The sequence below is a fragment of the Pseudoalteromonas marina genome (assembly GCF_000238335.3).
Lineage (GTDB): Bacteria > Pseudomonadota > Gammaproteobacteria > Enterobacterales > Alteromonadaceae > Pseudoalteromonas > Pseudoalteromonas marina.
Window position 1 is genome coordinate 420530 of record NZ_AHCB03000007.1, and the last position, 20086, is coordinate 440615.

Sequence of the window (20086 nt, forward strand, 5' to 3'; positions counted from 1 at the left end):
GTAAAAAGGATTAACAGTGCATTTAACTCATTCCACCATAAATAAAAGTGAACAAAAAGCGCAGCGACAAAAGCCTTTAATTCTAATTGTTGATGACGAACCAAGTAACTTACATATTTTGGTAGAAGGGCTTTCAACCGACTACGATGTTCGAATATCGACAAGTGGAGAGCAAACTCTAACGTTTATTGAGTCTACCCGTCCAGATTTAATTTTACTCGACATAATGATGCCGGGAATGAATGGTTATGAAGTGTGCACTATACTAAAAGGGAAACCCAAAACAAAAGGCATTCCCATCATCTTTGTTACGGCGCTTACAGAAGAAGAGTCTGAAGAAAAAGGCTTTGCTATGGGCGCCATAGATTATATTCACAAGCCTTATAAATTAGCCTTGGTCAGAGCTCGCATTCGTACACATATAACAGCGCAAGGTATGCTAGACCGATTAATAGAGAAAAACTTTGACCTACATGACAAGCTGCTTGAAATAGAATCTTTAGCAATGGAGCTGGATGTTAGAGAAAAAGAATTAAAGCAGTTATCATCTAAACATCAACTCTTTTTTCACGCACTAACGAGTACAGCTGACGGTGTTGTGATAACTAACAGTACAGGCAAAATAATCGCGGTTAATCCTTCTTTTTGCCGCATCACGGGTTACGATGAAGCTAATTCGTTAAATATGCATATTCACGATATCAAACAAAATAACCAGCCAAATATAAACTTTGAACAAGTATGGCAACACGCAAGTGAAGCCGGCTACTGGAGTGGTGAGTTAGTTACCCGACGCAAAAGTGGTGAGTTATACCCAGAATTGCTAACGTTGAGCCTTGTAAAAAATGAACACGATACCAACGATCACTACATCGGTGTATTTAGCGATATATCAAGCCTAAAAGTGACCCAGGAGCGAATAGATTACTTAACTTGGCATGACGAATTAACCGCCCTACCTAACCGTAACAGCTTCTTAAAGCAGTTAGAGCAGCAATTACAAAGCTGTTCCACTGACAAAAATTTTGCCTATATTTTTATTATCGATGTAGATGGGTTTCACTCGTTTAATGATGGAATGGGCCTGCTAGCCGGTGACCATGTCCTAAAAGAACTAACTAAGCGTATCCATACAAATACTGATAATAATGATATTATTGCTCGCTTGGGAAGCGATGCCTTTGCAACGTTGTCTGTCCTAGATAAAGGCATTGGCAGAGCAAGAGCCCAAATTATTGCAGAGAAAAAAGCACAAAAAATTCTTACATCCGTAAGACTGCCTTTTTTTGTTGATTTAAAGGAAGTTAGCCTAACAGTAAGTATTGGTATGTACATATTCCCGCAACATGGGCAATGGGAAAGCGCTATCGAGACTATCAGAAACTGTGAAGCTGCCTGCTATAAAGCAAAAGAGAAAGGGGGCAACCGAGTTACATTTTTTGACACCTCATTTGGTGAACAAGCAAAAAGACGTTTCGAAATTGAGCAAGACCTACGTAAAGCAATCGCTTATAACGAGTTATCACTTCATTTACAGTCTCAATATGATAGTGATCAAATTTTAAAAGGAGCTGAGGTTTTACTTCGTTGGCAACACACGACAAAAGGCTTTATTAGCCCCAGTGAGTTTATTTCTATTGCGGAAGAGTCTGACGTTATTTATGACTTAGATTGCTGGGTATGTGAAAATGCCTTAAAAACATTAGCTAAGATTAATCAAACACACCCTCACTTAAGTTTATCAATAAACATAAGTGGTCGACATTTCCATGAGCCACGCTTTTTAGCCTTTTTAGTTGAACAGCTAACAATTAATAATGTTATTGCGTCGCAACTCACTATAGAGATTATTGAAGGTACGCTACTAAATAATATGGACTCTGCTATTGAAGCTGTGCATAACCTCAAAAAGTTGGGTGTAAAAGTATCAATTGATGACTTTGGAACTGGCTATTCAAGCCTCACATATTTAAAGCAATTACCAATTCAAGAGCTTAAAATAGACCGTTCTTTTGTGCTCGAAGCGCCAACAAATAAAAATGACAAACTAATAATAGATATGATTGTGAGTTTGGGACGTTTATTTGAATTAGACGTTGTTGCAGAGGGTGTCGAAAACCAATCACACTTCGATTTACTACAGGAATACCCGGAGGTGATACTACAGGGTTATCACTTGCATAAACCTGAGCCAGTAAACGATTGGCTAGCTAAATTAAAGTGATTTTTTATCAAAAATAAAAAGCCGAGCTATGCTCGGCTTTTGTAAAATTAATATAAAATTTATTCGCGAACTTGACCTTCGCCATTCACTAAATATTTTTCTGTTGTGAGTGATTCAAGCCCCATAGGGCCATACGCATGAAGCTTAGATGTAGCAATGCCAATCTCTGCACCCAATCCTAACTGTGAACCATCAGAAAAACGAGACGATGCATTCACCATCACAACTGACGCATCTACACTACGTTGAAATAACTCAGCTGCGGCTTGGTTTTTAGTACAAATAACTTCTGTATGATTTGAGCCAAATTGAGCAATATGCTCAACAGCGGCTGAAAATGTAGGTACTACGCGTATCGCGATTTCTAAATCTAGGTATTCTTCACCAAACTCATCATCAGCTAAAACAGTTGCATTATCAAAGTATTTGGCAGCAAAGCTATCAGCATTGATCTTTACACCTTCTTGACGAAGTACTACCGCACATAAATTTAGGAACTCATCTGCGATATCTTCATGTACAACCAAACCTTCAAGTGCATTACATACACCCGTTCGTTGTGTTTTACCATTAAGTAATAAATTAATCGCAACTTCTAGGTCTGCGTCTTTATCGACATACAAATGACATACGCCTTTGTAATGCTGAATAACAGGAATGGTACTGTTCTCGGTAACAAAGTTAATTAACCCTTCACCGCCGCGAGGAATGATTAAATCGATGCTATCTCGTTGCTGCATCAACTCCATAAGAAGTGCACGATCGGGATCTGGAATAACCGAGATTAATGAAACGGGTAAGTTGTGCTTTTCAAGTACACTGTGCATTACACTGGCAATCGCTTGTGAGCTTTTGAGCGCCTCTTTACCACCGCGTAAAATAACGCCATTACCCGATTTAAAGCACAAAGCACCAGCGTCTGCGGTCACATTAGGGCGTGCTTCATAAATCATACAAACAACACCAAGTGGTACGCGCATTTTACGAATTTTAATACCATTAGGTCGTTCCGTGATTTCACGAAGCTGACCCACTGGATCATCCAGGCTTACTATAACTTCTATCCCTTCAGCCATCGATTCTATGCGTTCATCGTTCAGAGTTAGACGATCAACCATTGCCGCAGGCAAATTGTTGTCGCGCGCAGCGCTTAAATCACTTTCGTTTTCTTGAATTATAAATGCTTTTTGCTCTCTTAATGCCGCAGCCATTTCTGTTAACACTTGGTTTTTTGTCTCGGTGTCGAGTAAAGCAAGTGTATTTGCAGCTTTAGCTGCCTGACCCGAAATATCCGTAATTAAACTCATGACTTCTCCAATAATGCGATATCTTTTTCTGAAATAACAGGTCCAATAGAATCCTGCATTTTTTCACTAAATTCACTTTGTTCGTTGTCTGCAATGAAATTCAACAAACAACTACTGTAATTTGCGGTCGCTTTAGCTAAACGCGTACCATCTTCACTTCTAACGAGTATGGTGTCGCCAATTGCAAACTCACCATGTACTTCAACAATTTCATCGCCGCGAATTATGCCTGTTTCACCTTCGATTGATTCATCAAATGTTCCATCTACCACAACTTCACCTTGCTCATTCGCGGTGTGTGTCATCCAATGCACAGAATCTTGCATTGGTTTTTCGTATGGTAAAAATATTGTTCCAGGGTTGTCACCCTCTAATAAACGATTAAATGTCTCTTCTTTAAAACCATTAATTATATATGTTGCGATTCCGTGTGATGTTGCTTTTTCTGCCGCTTCTATTTTAGTTTTCATACCGCCAGTACCTACCGCGCTGGTAGCACATCCTGCCATGGCGTAAATAGAATCATCAATTGATTTTATTTCAGGTAATAAAACAGCGTCGTCATGAAGATTTGGGTTTTTATCGTATAAACCATCTACGTCTGAAAAAATCAGTAAAGCGTCTGCATCAGCGGCTGCTGCAACCATTGCTGATAAATTATCGTTATCACCTACTTTAAGGTCATCAGTAGTTACCGCATCATTTTCATTAATGATAGGTAAAACACCATGCTCTAATAATGTAAACACGGTTTCACGAATACTTTGATAACGCTCTCGGTCGCGCAAATCACCATGAGTGAGCAAAAGCTGGGCAGATGGAAAATCAAAAAAGCGGTCCCACATAGCAATCATTTCAGTTTGACCTGCGGCGGCCATTGCTTTTTTTAGTACAACTGAACGGGGTTGGTCCGAAGGGAATAGGTGCGAACCTGCCGCAACAGAACCTGATGAAACTAAAATGACCTCAATGCCGCGAGCACGACAACGAACAATAAACTGTGCGATAGTAAGTATGTAACGAGAACGACAACCGTCTTGATCTGGAGCAATAAGTGCGCTACCTACTTTTAAAACAATGCGTCGCCAATTTAACTTTTGCATAAGTCTTCTACTTTCCATTTTATCTGTGCTCAGTGTTAATGAGCTAAACTAAATAGCTACCAATATATGTAGCTTCGAATTTGTGTTTTTTGGCAACACTTTTAAACACACACAAGAAAGCCAAAATCTAAAAGCAAGGCTTTAAATTTAAGCTCAGATATAAAAAGCAGATACCTTGCAATGAAAGTAATGCCTATAAGAAAGTTTAAAAAGTGTTGTTGATGCATCGCTGTAAAAAGCCTTGGTGACTTTTTTATTAACAACATACATAGAGCCTCTAAAGTCTGGTACACCAACAGATAGGGTGAAGACTAAAGGACCGAGATTTAACCGCCACGATGGGGGTTAAACATTGAAAGATATCAATTCAACTCAAACTTTAAATGCTTGGGATAAACCGTATCAAGTAATCAAATAAATTATATTTTAGACGTTCAAATACTGAACTAGCTTCTAAATAACGATTATACCTAGCAAATATGACCGTAACATTAACGACGAATTTATTTCCCAGATAATTTAATTAGATACCTAATTATTCGAACTCGAAGTATAATACGCTAAATTAGGTCGTAAGATCAAGGCTAAAATTCAAACGACCACATTAAAAAGCGTTTAGTAACAAACTTTTTTACTTTCAAATCATGAAGATAGAAGGTGTTATTGATAATTTATAAAATATTTAGCAACGCTAACCATAATTAATACGTACTAATATTTTGTTAGCGGCTAAAATTAAATAGTAATAGTTGATTTTCCCGTGTATACCCCTTTAATAACAACTAAAATCGTTATACTTTAAATAAAATCATAATAAGGAATTCTTAATCTATGTCAGCAATTTACATAGCCGGTATCGCACTCTGCTCAGTGCTTGCCCAATGGGTAGCGTGGGCATTTAGAGTACCCGCTATTCTTTTTTTATTGCTCACTGGCCTGTTACTTGGGCCATTTAGTGGTGTTTTAGACCCTGATGCACTCTTAGGCGACTTACTCTTCCCTGTCGTATCATTAAGTGTGGCTGTTATTTTATTTGAAGGCGCCCTTACCCTTCACTTTAGGGAGTTAAAGGGAATTGGTAAAGTAGTCAGAAACCTATGCTCCATTGGTATGATTGCAACTTGTGTTGTAATTAGTTTAAGTGCCTATTGGTTACTTGAGCTCAATTGGCGGGTTGCTGCTGTGCTCGGCGCAGTGCTTGTGGTAACAGGCCCGACAGTAATAGCGCCTTTACTAAACTCCATGCGCCCCACACAAGACATAGACCGCATTCTACGCTGGGAAGGGATTGTTATTGACCCTATCGGGGCATTGTTTGCTGTACTGGTATTTGAAGCAGTAATGTTAGTAGGCCAAGGCGAGGTACTAAGCCATACTATTGTTGCTTTAGTTAAAACTGTTGGAGTTGGTCTAACAATAGGGGTAGCAGCAGGCTGGGTTACAACTCAATTAATGCGCCGAGAATGGTTGCCATTTGAATTACATAAGTTTGGTATTTTAGCGCTGGTATTAATTAGCTTTTCTGTATCAAACTACTTAAGCCATGAGTCAGGCTTATTGGCCGTAACGGTATTTGGTATTTGGCTTGCGAATCAAGATGACCTAGAAATAGACTCTGTTTTAGAGTTTAAAGAAGACTTGTCGATGATTCTTATATCAACGCTTTTCATCTTACTCGCAGCCCGTTTGCAGCTTTCCGACTTAATGATGTTAGACAGTGATGTATTTATTTTTTTAGCGATTGTGTTATTCGTAGCACGCCCTTTATGTATTGCTATCTCTACCTTTGGTACCGACTTACCAATTAAATCTCGCTTAGTACTCGCTTGGATTGCGCCAAGGGGTATTGTAGCAGCCGCTGTTGGTTCAGTGTTTGCACTTAGCATGATGGAAGCGGGTGTGGCTGATGCAGAAAAAATGGTTCCACTTATTTTTACAGTTATCATTATAACTGTTGTACTACAAAGCCTAACCGCAATCCCTGTGGCTAAGTTACTAGGTGTACGTCAACCATCACCTAATACTATTTTAATTATTGGGGCTAACCATGTGTCACGTGCAATAGGGCGAGGTTTAAAAGAGCAAAATATTCCTGTCCACCTTTCAGATCCTGCCTGGGAAAACTGCAAAATGGCACGTATGGATGGCTTGCCTTGCTATTATGGTAATCCGCAATCAGAGCATGCTGAACGATACTTACCGCTTACAACTATCCGAAGTGTTTTAGCGCTTTCACCAAACAGGCATCACAATGCATTAGGTGTGCAGTATTTTTCACATTTACTCAATGAAAAAAACGTGTTTTCGCTACGCTCATCAACAACACACGCTAAAGCTAATAAAGACAGTGCGACCTTTTTATCGCGTCAAATATTATTTGGGGATGAAGGTTCGTACGCTCGCTTAAGCAGTGTCATTGCTAAAGGTGGAAAAGTAAGTGCTACACGTATTTCAGATGAGTTTAGCTGGGAGCAATACTTAGAAATGAACCCTGAGGCTATCCCTTTATTTATTCTTAAAGGAGATAAAGACAACGATGACGATACACCAGCTAAAGTAACACCATTCACACTTAATATGGACAAACCGCCTCAAGAAGGTGAGCGTATTGTTGCACTGCACCCCCCTAAAATGTCGTTATTAAAAGACCCTCAACCTAAAGACAAAGAATAAAGTTAACTAAAATAATGCTCACAAAAAAGCCCTAATTTTATTAGGGCTTTTTTCTAAATGTACAGCAACTCGCTTAATTAAAGTTTATTCTTGATTAGTATTACATAGGTAACCGAGCGCGCTCTACTACACTATCAGGCATTTTTTGCGCAAGCTTAGTTAGAGCGTTTTCAATTTTTTTATGCGTTGCTTTATCTGCTACCATTGCATTAAACAACCAACGATATGCATCTTCAAAATCCCGTGGGCTACCGTAGCCATCATTAAACAACTTCACTAAACGTAACTGCGCTTTTAAGTTACCTTGTGCAGAAGCTTCCCGTAAATACGTAATAGCCATGGCTTTATCTTGCTGAACTAGCCTCCCGGTATCGTAATAGCGACCTAACTGCTCAAGCGCTGCCGCTAAGCCTTGCTCAGCAGACTTTCTCATATAATACACGCCTAGCTCTACATTTCGCTCAACACACACATTATAAGCAAGCATATCGCCATATAAAAATTGATAGGATGGCAATGCCATTTTATTGGCTCGCGCTTCAATATCTTGAACTAGCTGGCAATCATCTGCCTTTACACGCTGCAAATGCACATTTTTATTTATTAACGCGATAAGCTCTGATTCAGTGTATAGCGGTACTGCAGCAGGTGATTCATCTGCTAACGTATTGGAAGATATAAATAAAGACACTGACACTAAGGGCACAGCTAATAACGAACTTTTTAAAAATAGGCGCATGTTCACCACGTACAAAAATTATCTTACTAAATAATATACAAAGATCGTTCCAAGGTGAATTTTAGACACAAAAAAAGCTGCATTTAGCAGCTTTTTTTATATTTATGGTAATTAAGCAAATGGATTGCGAAGTACCATTGTTTCTACACGGTCTGGACCTGTAGAAATAATATCAATTGGAACACCAGTGATTTCTTCAATACGCTTGATGTAATCAATTGCAGCTTTTGGTAAGCCTTCAAGTGAAGTTACACCCACAGTATTTTCAGACCAACCCGGCATCTCTTCATATACTGGTGTTACTTTCTCGTAACCTTCAGCAGCTAATGGTGTTACGTTTGTAACAGTGCCATCTTCAAGCTGGTAGCCAGTACAGATTTTCAATGTTTCTAAGCCATCTAAAACATCAAGCTTAGTTAAACAAAAACCTGAAATACTGTTGATTTGAACTGCACGGCGCATTGCCACTGCATCTAACCAACCAGTACGACGAAGACGACCTGTTGTAGCACCAAACTCATGACCTTTGTCACCTAAGTGCTTACCAACTGGGTCTTGCTTATCAAGGCCATCGTAAAGCTCTGTAGGGAAAGGGCCTGAACCAACACGTGTTGTGTACGCTTTGATAATACCTAACACGTAGTCAAGGTTTAGTGGACCAAAACCAGCACCAGTTGCAACGCCACCAGCGGTCGTGTTTGACGAAGTTACATAAGGATAAGTACCGTGATCGATATCAAGTAATGTACCTTGCGCACCTTCAAATAAAATGTGCTCACCTGCTAAACGTGTTTGGTCTAAAAGCTCAGTTACATCTACAACCATTGCTTTTAAGATATCTGCAACAGCCATCGCATCATCAAACGTTTTTTGGAAATCTACAGCGTCTACTTTGTAGTAGTTAACTAGCGTGAAGTTATGGTACTCAAGAACTTCCTTTAGTTTAGCTGCAAATAATTCAGGATTAAATAAATCACCTACGCGTAAACCGCGACGTGCTACTTTATCTTCGTACGCAGGACCAATGCCACGGCCAGTTGTGCCAATTGGCTTGTCGCCACGAGCTGTTTCGCGGGCTACATCTAATGCAACATGGAAAGGCAAAATTAGCGGACATGCTTCACTTATTAAAAGACGTTCGCGTACTGGTACGCCACGCTCTTCAAGCATGCCAATTTCTTTCATTAGCGCTTCTGGTGATAAAACAACACCATTACCAATCACACATTTAACATTGTCACGTAATACACCCGATGGAATAAGGTGTAGAACCGTCTTTTTACCTTCGATAACTAAAGTATGACCTGCATTGTGGCCACCTTGATAACGAACTACTAAAGATGCTTTGTCCGTAAGGAGGTCAACTACCTTACCCTTACCTTCGTCACCCCATTGGGTGCCTAATACAACAACGTTTTTACCCATTGTAAATTCACTTAGAGAAAATTAGGACGAGATTTTACCAGAAAACCCAAGCAAAGATCACCCCTGTTCAGCTTATTTTTTCTGCGAAGAATTATTAAATTAAAATATGAGTAAATAACCACATATATAACAGTGATTTAAAGTTGTAGATTGTATTCAACAAAAAGCCCCGCAAGTGCGGGGCTTTAAAATTTAAAAGTATAAATATAGTCTACTGCGCTTTAGCGCCTTTCATATATTGGAAGAAGTCACTGTCTGGTGAAAGCACCATCACGTCTTGCTTACCTTTAAACGTTTTCTTATACGCTTCTAAAGAACGTACAAAGCTGAAAAACTCTGGATCTTTATTATATGCATTTGCATAAATAGCGGCAGCATCTGCATCACCTCGACCACGTACTGAGCGTGAGTTACGTTCAGCGTCTGCAAGCATAACTGTCACTCGACGGTCAACGCTAGCACGAATAGTCTCCGCTTTTTCTTGACCTTCAGAGCGGTGTTCTTTAGCAACGGCAGTACGCTCAGCACGCATACGTTGATAAATCGAACTACTTACTTCTTGAGGCAAGTTAATTTGCTTAACACGTACGTCTAGCACTTCAATACCTAACTCGCGGGCACTTTCAGATGCTTGAACTAATGCTTCTTCCATAAGCTCACTACGCTCACCCGATACAATTTCACGAATTGTGCGTGTACCAAAGTTAGTACGAAGTCCGTTATTAACCTTTTGCTCAAGTAACGTTTCAGCATATTGCTTGTCGCCACGTGCACGTAAGTAAAAAGCACTAAAGTCGTTAACACGCCATTTAACAAACGAATCAACAATTAAGTCTTTCTTCTCACTTGTCACAAAACGATCTGGCGTTCCATCTAGCGTTTGAATACGTGCATCAATACGACGTACTTGGCTGAAAAATGGGACTTTCAAATGCAAACCTGGGCCATAAACAACCGCTTGATCATCATCATCTTTTTGTACTTTACTGAACAATAGCACAATTGCTTTTTGCCCTTCAGGTACAACAAATACCGATGAGAAAGACATCACAATGGCAACTAGTAGTATTACTAAACTAAAATTTTTCATTATGCTTATCTCCCCTAGTTAAAGCGATCGTTGTTAAAGCGGTCGTTGCTGCTATTAACGGTGCTGTTACGTGATGTATTTACTTTGTTTCTTAAGTCTTGAATGTCACTTGAGCTTGGTAACGCAACACGTGTTGCAGTGCCTTGCTTTTCCATGATTTTATCAAGAGGTAAGTACATCATGTTATTACCACCCTTCACATCAACCAACACCTTAGAACTGCTACCTAACACTTCTTCCATTGCATCAATGTATAAGCGTTCACGCGTTACTTCTTTAGCCGCTAAATACTCAGGTAATAGCTTTTCAAAACGAGCAACCTCACCTTGCGCTTCCAGTGTAATACGCTCTTGGTAACCTTCAGCTTCTTGTGTCATACGTGTTACTTGACCACGTGCACGCGGTTCAATTTCACGCGCATACGCTTCTGCTTCACGGATGAAACGCTCTTCATCTTCTTGTGCTGCAATCGCATCATCAAACGCATCTTTAACTTCAGTAGGTGGGCGAGAATCTTTAAAGTTAACGTCAGTAACAATTAAACCAAGGTTGTATGGTTCGATTACCTTGTTAAGCTCATCCCATGTGTTTTGACGCACTTCTTCACGGCCGTTCGTTAAAACCTGGTCCATTTTTGCATGACCCACAACATAACGCAGTGCACTGTCTAGCGCTTCTTCTAAACTGCTATCAGCATTCGTTACGCTAAACTTGTAAAGGTATGGGTCAATAACACGGTATTGCACCTGAAACTCAACACTTACCACGTTTTCATCTTCAGTAAGCATAAAGCCAGACGCCGACAGTGAACGAACGGCTTCGATATCAACTGGGATAACCGTTTCAATAAACGTCATTTTCCAACGCAGGCCTGGTTCAGCAATTCGGTCATATTTACCAAACTGCAAAACAACACCACGTTCGGCTTCTTTAACCGTATAAATACCACTTAACGCCCACACAATAGCGGCGATAATGAGGATAAATGAAATACCGGCTCCGCCAAGTCCGCCACCGCTTCCATTGCCGGGTTTTTTACCGCCAAATAAGCCGCCGAACTTGTTACTAAACTTACGAAACACCTCGTCTAAATCAGGTGGGCCTTGATCACGTCCGCCTTTATTGTTCCACGGATCTTTGTCATTGCCATTATTACCCGGTTCATTCCAGGCCATAGCTATACTCCATTGTTATCTAAATAAATTAGGAAATTGTGTTAAATCTATCAAATCTACTGCGTTTCTCATACAAAAACCGACATTTAAACGTCAATTTTTAATCTCGGTTGATAAAACCAACAATTTCAGGACCAAATTCTTTAATTAAGCGATTCCATTCAACCATTGGCATTCTTACATCTAGTAGCCAATTGCCTTGTTCATCAAATCGCTCTTCATGCACCGCATTTAAGCTAAAAAGTGAAGCCCTTAAACGCCCGTATAAAGGGGTTAATAAAAGCGTTTCACTAAACATTTTTTTAGCAAGCAACTCGCTAATGGCTTCACTTAGTAATTCGCACCCTTCACCCGTTTGTGCAGACAACCATACTCTTATAGGTTGACCTTCACTATCTCGATCAATACGCGGAGCAACATTATCAAGCGCATCAATTTTATTATAAATTAATAGTTGTGGAACGTCATCGGCCTCAATTTCTTTAAGCACCGATTGCACTTGTTCAATATTTTCTTTAATCCGCGAATCAGCAGCATCTATTACGTGTAACTGTAAATCGGCTTCACGTGTTTCGGTCAATGTTGCTTTAAATGCAGCCACTAAATCGTGAGGCAAATGACGGATAAAACCCACGGTATCGGCTAAAATCACCTGACCAACATCACCCAACTCCAGTTTACGCAGTGTTGGGTCAAGCGTCGCAAAAAGCTGATCGGCAGCATAGACCTCAGAATCTGTAATACGGTTAAATAATGTAGATTTACCCGCATTAGTGTAACCCACTAACGACACCGTTGGAATTTCATTACGGTTACGCGCGCGTCTACCCTGCTCACGCTGGACAGCCACTTTTTGTAGTCGTGCACGAATACTTTGAATACGTACGCGCAGTAAACGCCTATCGGTCTCTAATTGAGTTTCACCAGGTCCACGAAGACCAATACCACCCTTTTGACGCTCAAGGTGAGTCCAACCTCGGATAAGCCGAGTAGACATATGGCGAAGTTGTGCCAATTCAACCTGCAATTTACCCTCATGGGTACGTGCACGTTGGGCAAAAATATCAAGAATAAGGGTCGTTCTATCAAGCACACGGCACTGACAAACGCGCTCTAAGTTGCGTTCTTGTGACGGTCTGAGTTGATGATTAAAAATAACGACATCTGCATTGTGGATTTTGACAATCTCAGCTATTTCTTCTGCTTTACCGGTACCGACGAATAGTTTCGGATGTGGTGCTTGACGGCTGCCTTGCACAACCGCCAAACTACTAACACCAGCAGAAGATACCAACATCTCTAATTCATGAAGATCTTCACGATCCCCTTCTTTAGGTAAGTCGATATGAACTAAAATTGCCTGTTCGCCGGATTCATAGCGGTCAAACAAGCATTACGCTCCTAATTAAAAGTTTCCAGCTTCTGGTTCTTCAGTGTCATCGCTCCCTTGAACACCTTGGAAGTTGACTGCGCGAGCAGGTACAACTGTTGAAATTGCGTGTTTGTAAACCATTTGGTTTACCGTGTTTTCAAGTAAAATAACAAATTGATCAAATGACTGGATTTTACCTTGTAATTTTATGCCATTAACCAAAAAGATTGATACTGGAATGCGCTCACGACGTAGTGCATTCAAAAATGGGTCTTGTAACGATTGGCCTTTTGCCATGTTATTCTTCCTTCGTTCTAGGTGTTATTATAATTAAGTGGCTGAACTCATTTAATAAAGCTAAATCATATCCAACTACTACTAGCTTAGCGAACTTACTACATGATGCAAGTTTTCTTCATCGCCGGTTGTTAACCAAGTAACATCAGGCCAACTTCTCAACCAAGTTAATTGACGTTTAGCCAATTGCCGGGTTGCTGCAATACCTCGAAATACCATTTCATCATGACTTACTTCACCCGCAAGGTAATCCCACATCTGTCTATAGCCCACACAACGAATAGAAGGCATATTGTGATGTAAATCTTTACGTAGATATAAGGCCGAAACTTCATTTTCAAACCCCTGATCTATCATTATTTTAAACCTTTCTTCAATTCGTTGATGTAATTCACTTCGCTCTTGCGGCGCGATGGCAAATTGATGAAAAGTATACGGTAAAGGTGGCTGCTTTTGCTTTTGCAGTTCAGTCATTGTTTTACCGGTTAATCGATATACCTCCAGCGCACGGTTAATTCTTTGCGAGTCGTTTTCACTCATTTTTTGTGCCGCTTGTGGATCTATTTTTACGAGTTCTTGATACAAGTGTGGCCAGCCAAACTCACTAGCCTCTGCTTCAAGTTGAGCCCTTATAGCTGGGTCTGCCTCAGGCAGAGGCGATAAACCGTCAATAAGTGCCTTGAAGTACAGCATTGTACCTCCAACTAATACAGGCACTTTACCTTGTTGATGAAATTCATCAATTTTTTTTATTGCATCACGTCTAAAATCTGCAACAGAATACGTTTCACTCGGGTCAAGCAGATCAATAAGATGATGTGGAGCGCGAGCCAATTCTTCTGAATCAGGTTTTGCAGTGCCAATGTCCATACCTTTATACACTAATGCTGAATCGACGCTGATTATCTCTGTATTTAAATGCTCGCACAAAGAAATAGCCAATGCTGTTTTACCTGCAGCAGTGGGACCCATTAAAAATATAACTGGTAATTGACTCAACACGAACACCCTAATTTAATTGCGCTAAATACTGACTTAGCTCTATTTTAACTGCTTTTTCACGCAAGCGTTCAATAGTTTGCGGATTATTTTGTAAGCGCATTTGTTGAGTTATAAATACGTTGCTAGCATAAAAGCGCGGCGGTATACATTCGGCCTGCCATTTTAACCAATCTTCTATGTTCTCAAACTGCCTTTTACAGGCGCTTAGTAACTCGTTAACAGCATTACTTACATCAAGTAAATACAAACATGAAGGCAGCTTTTTAACCATAACAAACTGCTTCTCTATCACCAATTCAAAGCCAAGCAGCGTGAACCACGATTGCTGCCCTTCGATTAGCAAACAGTCTTCTTTTGATAAATTAACCCTGACAGGTAATAACAATGCTTTACCTTCAAGGCTACCTTGCTCTTTAATTTGCTCATGCCAATCATCAACTATGGCGTATTTAAAATGTGAGCAAAATAGCTGCTGCTGCGCACTAAAGACACAGTTTCCATCATGCAAACTAATAATAGACACCATATTTACAGCACTTTGATCAGGTACTGATGAATCTTGCAGAGTGGTTTGCGCCACGACATCAAAGTGCGCAGCATGTTGTTCACTCACTCCTTGATAAAACGCATTCACGTCTTGATGGTCTGCACTTGATGATGCTCTGTATTCACCACCACTACTTTTTGCACCAGTTGAACTTGAACTACCTGAGTAATTTGGTTGTAACTGAGATTTAGGATAATCATAACCGCCACGAGTCTCATTTTTAGATGTCGACGGATGCATGGCATGAGTAAATGCAGGTAAATGATCATCAGCTGTCGTTACCGCTTCATTGTTAAACTCACCTTGCAATGGCACAACAACTTGCTTGATCGCTTGTAAAATAAAGTCATGTACTAAGCGACCTTGATGAAAACGTACTTCATGCTTTGCTGGGTGTACATTTACATCAACTTGGCGTGGGTCAATATCAATATAAATTACAAACCCTGGTAGCTCTTGTACCCCACTAACTTCTTCAAATGCCTGACGAATAGCGTGTAAAATGAGCTTATCGCGCATCATACGATTATTTACATACGTGTACTGAGTTGTATTTACAGAGCCTACCGGTAAAACCCAGCCATGTAGTTGAAGCCCTGCTTCCCCTGATTGAATATGAAGCCCTTGCTCTGCAAACGCCTTACCTGCAACTTGTGCAACGCGAGTTATGGCGTGAGCGGGATCTGTTTTGGCGCGGTATTGCCTAACTACTTTTTCGTTATGAGTCAGCGTAATCGATACATCAAACCGGCTAAGCGCTATGCGCTTAATGAGCTCATCAATATGGGTAAACTCTGTTTTTTCGGTACGTAAAAATTTGCGCCGTGCAGGGGTATTAAAAAATAGATCTTTAACCTCAATGGTGGTGCCATCAGGGTGAGCAACCGGCTTAACTTGCACAGCCATATCACGGCCTTCTGCAAATGCTTGCCAAGCAGCGTCTTGAGTCTTTGGTTTGGAGCTGAGGGTTAATCGCGATACTGAGCTAATTGAAGCTAATGCCTCCCCCCTAAAACCTAGTGAACAAATATTTTCTAAATCATCAAGCGACTTTAACTTACTTGTCGCATGGCGAGAAAGCGCAAGTGTGAGCTCTTCTTTACCTATACCCGAGCCATTATCACGAATACGAATAAGCTTATGGCCACCACGCTCTATCTCTATTTGAATACGAGTAGCGCCAGCATCTAGGCTATTTTCAACAAGCTCTTTTACTACCGACGCTGGACGCTCAACCACTTCACCTGCGGCAATCTGGTTGGCTAAACGGGCAGGTAGTATTTCAATATTCATGATATTTCCTAGCAAACTGCGTGCAGATTTATGTAATTAACTCTGTGGTATGTCGAGCTCTTGACCAATAAAAAGCGTGTTTGAATTTAGTTTATTTACTTTTTTTATTTTACTTATGCTGACCCCATAACGGCTTGCCAACATACTTAAAGATTCACCCGGGCGTACTTTATGTTTTGTAGGGTATTGCGACTTTAATTTTGCAAACAACGAATCATCTGGTGGGTTTTTCAAATAGTAATTTTTAATTGAAGTGAACATAGCCTTGGCTAAACGCTCTTGATGATTTGCACTTTTCAATAATTTTTCTTCTCGCGGGTTAGATATAAACCCCGTTTCGACCAAAATAGAGGGAATATCTGGCGACTTAAGAACCGCAAGGCTTGCATGTTGCGGGTCTTTTTTATGAAGCTTTGCAACTTTTCGTAGCTCTTTAACCACTTCTTCAGCAACGTTTAAGCCGGTTTTCATTGAATGATCCATCGACATATCAAGTAATGCTTGCGCTAAGTATTTTTCGTTAGCCGCATCTTTCATTACATCGGCTGCACCACCGAGCAACTCGGAATGCTTTTCTTTATCTTCTATCCATTTACCGATTTCAGAATTGGCTCTTCGTAATGACAACACCCATACCGATGCACCATTGGGACCAGGGCTTGTAAATGCATCAGCGTGAATAGACACAAAAAAGTCGGCTTTTTTCTCTCGTGCTCTGTTTGTTCTCGTATTAAGTTTTACAAAGTAATCGCCACTTCGTACCATACGCGAAATCATGCCTCGCTCAGCGTCTATCATTCGCTCAAGACGCTTAGCTATTTGCAACGTAACCGTTTTTTCATACGTGCCTGATGGCCCTATTGAGCCAGGGTCCTCTCCGCCATGCCCCGCATCGATAGCAATTACAATATCGCGTTCTTGGCTAAGTTGACGTTTTTTAGCAGCTTTTTGTGCAGGTGAAGCCACTGGTTCTGGTTCACTTTTATTATATAAATCGACCACAAGCCTATTTTTGTATGGACCAGTAGGCGCAAGCGCAAATAGCACTGGTTTTACGGGTGCGCTTAGCTCAAATACTAAACGAACGCTTTGCTTATTTTTGGGCTTTGAGTAACGTAATTTGCTAACAATTTGGTGCTTAGGTGGCACACCGGGTAGTACTTTAAGCTCTTTGGTGTTTTCTAGGTCAACCACTAAGCGGCTTGGGTTTTTTAGCATAAAATAACTAAAATCGGGTTTATCGTCTAAATCAAATACAACGCGTGTACTATCTGGAGATGGCCACACACGCACACTATTTATCGTGTTTTGTGCCCACAAAGAAAAGCTCATGATGAAAATCATAAGAGAAACTGAGAGTTTAATTGCGCCTCGATTCATTTGATAATTACTGCCTTCACTATTTTATTATTTATTTTTTTAGTTTATCGACAATTGCTGCACCACGTTCACTGGTACTTTTGAACACAATTTTACGCTCGTCACCTACATAGCTTAGCGTTATATCTAAATCGGGTACAGGAATAAACTCTCCACCCTTTTCTGGCCATTCAACAACACAAATAGCCTGCGGTGAAAAATAATCGCGTATACCCATAAATTCAAGTTCTTCTGGATCACCTAAACGATACAAGTCAAAGTGATAAACGTTTGCACGGTCAAGCTCATAGGGTTCAACCAGTGTATATGTTGGACTCTTAACTTTACCTGTATGACCAAAGCCTTGCACCACACCACGTGTAAACGTTGTTTTACCAGCGCCTAAATCACCATGTAAATAAATCACAGCACCTTGCTCAATAACTGCTGCTACTTGCTTACCCATTGCAACAGTTGCAAGTTCATCATTTAAGTGAGATTCAAAACTACGGGTCATTATTACCTCAAAATTAACTTAAAAGCGCATATTAGCTAATCATACCAGATTATTTATTTATGGCGATAAATTGAAGTTTCAGGCATAAAAAAACCGGCCTAAGCCGGTTTTTTTAATTTAGGAAGATTACAAACCTAACTTTTTCTCAAGGTAGTGGATATTAGTTCCACCATTTTGAAAATTCTCGTCTGCAAGAATACGCTTATGCAAAGGAGTATTAGTTTTAATTCCATCAATTACTAATTCGTTTAGTGCATTGCGTGCACGGGCAATAGCCACATCACGGTTTTCACCGTAAGTAATTAGCTTGCCAACCATTGAATCGTAATGAGGTGGTACAGTGTAGTCAGCATAAATATGGCTGTCCCAACGAATACCTAACCCACCAGCGGGGTGAAAACGTGTAATTTTACCCGGTGACGGGATAAACGTTTCAGGGTCTTCAGCATTAATTCTACACTCAATCGCATGGCCACGAATAACGACGTCGTCTTGCGTGAATGATAATGGCTGACCCGCTGCTATTTTTAGCTGCTCTTTGATTAAGTCAATACCCGTAACCATTTCTGTTACTGGATGCTCAACCTGAATACGGGTATTCATTTCAATGAAGTAAAACTCGCCGTTTTCGTATAAAAACTCAAACGTACCCGCGCCACGGTAACCAATTTCAATACACGCACGTGTACAACGCTCACCAATAAACTTACGTGTTTCAGCTGTTATGCCTGGTGCAGGAGCCTCTTCAACTACCTTTTGATGACGGCGCTGCATTGAACAATCGCGTTCACCTAGGTGAACTGCATTACCTTGTCCGTCGGCTAATACTTGTACTTCGATATGACGTGGGTTTTCAAGGTATTTCTCCATGTAAACCATACCATTACCAAAAAACTGTTTAGCTTCTTGCTGCGTTAGTGAAATTGAATTTACTAATTCAGATTCATTGCGTACTACACGCATACCACGACCACCGCCGCCGCCAGCTGCTTTAATAATAACCGGATAACCAATGCGCTTAGCAATTTGCATGTTGCGTTCGTTATCGTCTGTTACAGGACCATCAGAACCCGGTACACATGGAACGCCAGCTTTACGCATTGCGGCAATAGCAGATACTTTATCGCCCATTAGACGAATTGTGTCGCCTTTTGGTCCAATAAATACAAAACCACTTTGCTCAACTTGGTCTGCAAAATCTGCGTTTTCTGCAAGAAAACCATAACCTGGGTGAATCGCTACCGCATCAGTTATTTCAGCCGCAGCAATAATGCGCGGTATATCTAAATAACTATCTGTTGCTGATGGCTTACCAATACAGATGGTTTCATCTGCAAGCAATACATGCTTAAGATCGCGATCCGCCGTTGAATGAACAGCAACCGTTTTGATCCCAAGCTCTTTGCAGGCGCGCAATATACGAAGTGCTATTTCACCTCGGTTTGCTATGACTACTTTATCTAACATTAGAGTTGGCCTTTTACGTTATGCTATTAGTCAATGATGAATAGAGGTTGGTCAAATTCAATTGGCTCGCCATTTTCAGCTAAAATTGCGCGTACAGTACCCGCTTTATCAGCTTCAATTTGGTTCATCATTTTCATGGCTTCAATGATACACAGTGTATCGCCTACATTAACTTTAGAGCCTACTTCTACGTAAGCAGGTGCCTCTGGAGAAGATGCTGAGTAAAATGAACCAACCATAGGTGATTTAACTTGATGACCCGTTGGTGCAGCAGGCGCAGCTTCTGCTTCAACTGCTACAGGGGCAGCAGGGGCTGGCGCTTGCTGTGCAGGAGCTGGCGCATATTGTTGTGGTGCAAATTGTGGGTAAGCTGGACCCGCACTCATATTGTTACGGTTTATGCGTACCGACTCTTCACCTTCAGTGATTTCTAGTTCCGCAATGCCCGATTCTTCTACTAATTCGATAAGTTTTTTTATCTTGCGAATATCCATTA

General features: G+C 40.6%; 16 protein-coding genes. 2 read left to right on the top strand and 14 right to left on the bottom strand.

Translation table 11 applies throughout. The annotated features are described in order from the left end of the window. Positions 1–16 precede the first annotated feature (16 nt). Positions 17–2224 (top strand): two-component system response regulator, encoded by a 2208-nt coding sequence (locus PMAN_RS13150; RefSeq protein WP_010556685.1) that lies wholly within the window; start codon positions 17–19, stop codon positions 2222–2224. A gap of 59 nt (positions 2225–2283) precedes the next feature. Here PMAN_RS13150 and PMAN_RS13155 read toward each other — a convergent pair whose 3' ends face one another. Then, positions 2284–3531 carry a glutamate-5-semialdehyde dehydrogenase gene (locus tag PMAN_RS13155; RefSeq protein ID WP_010556686.1) on the bottom strand — a complete coding sequence of 416 codons (1248 nt, stop codon included), beginning with the start codon at positions 3529–3531 and terminating at the stop codon, positions 2284–2286. Then, entirely contained in the window at positions 3528–4634 is a 1107-nt protein-coding gene (gene proB, locus PMAN_RS13160) for a glutamate 5-kinase (protein ID WP_006791232.1), read from the bottom strand. Before proB ends, PMAN_RS13155 begins: the two co-directional genes overlap by 4 nt. Before the next feature lie 831 nt (positions 4635–5465). Here proB and PMAN_RS13165 point away from each other — a divergent pair. Then, positions 5466–7307, top strand: coding sequence for a cation:proton antiporter (locus PMAN_RS13165; RefSeq protein ID WP_006791234.1), 1842 nt, complete (start codon positions 5466–5468; stop codon positions 7305–7307). Between the two features lie 100 nt (positions 7308–7407). On the opposite strand, the gene PMAN_RS13170 is transcribed toward PMAN_RS13165, so the two are convergent. The 12 genes from PMAN_RS13170 to accB form a co-directional block, all read right to left on the bottom strand. Next, positions 7408–8046 carry a tetratricopeptide repeat protein gene (locus tag PMAN_RS13170; protein ID WP_008128241.1) on the bottom strand — a complete coding sequence of 213 codons (639 nt, stop codon included), beginning with the start codon at positions 8044–8046 and terminating at the stop codon, positions 7408–7410. A 111-nt stretch (positions 8047–8157) separates the two neighbouring features. Continuing rightward, on the bottom strand, positions 8158–9471 hold the full coding sequence (locus tag PMAN_RS13175; protein WP_008128387.1) for an adenylosuccinate synthase: 1314 nt from the start codon (positions 9469–9471) through the stop codon (positions 8158–8160). 211 nt (positions 9472–9682) lie between these two features. Then, entirely contained in the window at positions 9683–10561 is an 879-nt protein-coding gene (hflC, locus tag PMAN_RS13180; protein WP_010556687.1) for a protease modulator HflC, read from the bottom strand. A gap of 14 nt (positions 10562–10575) precedes the next feature. After that, positions 10576–11736 (bottom strand): FtsH protease activity modulator HflK, encoded by a 1161-nt coding sequence (gene hflK / locus PMAN_RS13185; protein WP_010556688.1) that lies wholly within the window; start codon positions 11734–11736, stop codon positions 10576–10578. 100 nt (positions 11737–11836) lie between these two features. Beyond that, positions 11837–13126, bottom strand: a complete 1290-nt coding sequence (gene hflX, locus PMAN_RS13190; protein ID WP_010556689.1) for a ribosome rescue GTPase HflX — start codon at positions 13124–13126, stop codon at positions 11837–11839. A gap of 15 nt (positions 13127–13141) precedes the next feature. Further along, a complete protein-coding gene (gene hfq, locus PMAN_RS13195; RefSeq protein ID WP_006791241.1) occupies positions 13142–13405 on the bottom strand; it encodes an RNA chaperone Hfq in 264 nt (87 codons plus the stop codon). A gap of 81 nt (positions 13406–13486) precedes the next feature. Continuing rightward, positions 13487–14404, bottom strand: coding sequence for a tRNA (adenosine(37)-N6)-dimethylallyltransferase MiaA (gene miaA / locus PMAN_RS13200; protein ID WP_008128382.1), 918 nt, complete (start codon positions 14402–14404; stop codon positions 13487–13489). Positions 14405–14414: 10 nt separating this feature from the next. Then, the gene (gene mutL, locus PMAN_RS13205) at positions 14415–16247 is read right to left on the bottom strand and encodes a DNA mismatch repair endonuclease MutL (protein ID WP_010556690.1); all 1833 of its coding nucleotides are present in this window, start codon (positions 16245–16247) and stop codon (positions 14415–14417) included. A gap of 36 nt (positions 16248–16283) precedes the next feature. Then, complete coding sequence (locus PMAN_RS13210; protein WP_008128378.1) at positions 16284–17579, bottom strand: N-acetylmuramoyl-L-alanine amidase; 1296 nt, start codon at positions 17577–17579, stop codon at positions 16284–16286. 79 nt (positions 17580–17658) lie between these two features. Beyond that, a complete protein-coding gene (gene tsaE, locus PMAN_RS13215) occupies positions 17659–18123 on the bottom strand; it encodes a tRNA (adenosine(37)-N6)-threonylcarbamoyltransferase complex ATPase subunit type 1 TsaE (RefSeq protein WP_010556692.1) in 465 nt (154 codons plus the stop codon). A gap of 126 nt (positions 18124–18249) precedes the next feature. Continuing rightward, entirely contained in the window at positions 18250–19590 is a 1341-nt protein-coding gene (accC, locus tag PMAN_RS13220; RefSeq protein ID WP_006791246.1) for an acetyl-CoA carboxylase biotin carboxylase subunit, read from the bottom strand. A gap of 26 nt (positions 19591–19616) precedes the next feature. Continuing rightward, complete coding sequence (gene accB / locus PMAN_RS13225; protein ID WP_008128370.1) at positions 19617–20084, bottom strand: acetyl-CoA carboxylase biotin carboxyl carrier protein; 468 nt, start codon at positions 20082–20084, stop codon at positions 19617–19619. Positions 20085–20086: the final 2 nt, after the last annotated feature.

Excerpts from the sequence above, each read along its gene's own strand:
- PMAN_RS13155 (WP_010556686.1), bottom strand. The coding sequence starts at position 3,531 with ATGAGTTTAATTACGGATATTTCGGGTCAGGCAGCTAAAGCTGCAAAT.
- proB (WP_006791232.1), bottom strand. The coding sequence starts at position 4,634 with ATGCAAAAGTTAAATTGGCGACGCATTGTTTTAAAAGTAGGTAGCGCA.
- PMAN_RS13165 (WP_006791234.1), top strand. The coding sequence starts at position 5,466 with ATGTCAGCAATTTACATAGCCGGTATCGCACTCTGCTCAGTGCTTGCC.
- PMAN_RS13170 (WP_008128241.1), bottom strand. The coding sequence starts at position 8,046 with ATGCGCCTATTTTTAAAAAGTTCGTTATTAGCTGTGCCCTTAGTGTCA.
- PMAN_RS13175 (WP_008128387.1), bottom strand. The coding sequence starts at position 9,471 with ATGGGTAAAAACGTTGTTGTATTAGGCACCCAATGGGGTGACGAAGGT.
- hflC (WP_010556687.1), bottom strand. The coding sequence starts at position 10,561 with ATGAAAAATTTTAGTTTAGTAATACTACTAGTTGCCATTGTGATGTCT.
- hflK (WP_010556688.1), bottom strand. The coding sequence starts at position 11,736 with ATGGCCTGGAATGAACCGGGTAATAATGGCAATGACAAAGATCCGTGG.
- hfq (WP_006791241.1), bottom strand. The coding sequence starts at position 13,405 with ATGGCAAAAGGCCAATCGTTACAAGACCCATTTTTGAATGCACTACGT.
- mutL (WP_010556690.1), bottom strand. The coding sequence starts at position 16,247 with ATGAATATTGAAATACTACCTGCCCGTTTAGCCAACCAGATTGCCGCA.
- PMAN_RS13210 (WP_008128378.1), bottom strand. The coding sequence starts at position 17,579 with ATGAGCTTTTCTTTGTGGGCACAAAACACGATAAATAGTGTGCGTGTG.
- tsaE (WP_010556692.1), bottom strand. The coding sequence starts at position 18,123 with ATGACCCGTAGTTTTGAATCTCACTTAAATGATGAACTTGCAACTGTT.
- accC (WP_006791246.1), bottom strand. The coding sequence starts at position 19,590 with ATGTTAGATAAAGTAGTCATAGCAAACCGAGGTGAAATAGCACTTCGT.
- accB (WP_008128370.1), bottom strand. The coding sequence starts at position 20,084 with ATGGATATTCGCAAGATAAAAAAACTTATCGAATTAGTAGAAGAATCG.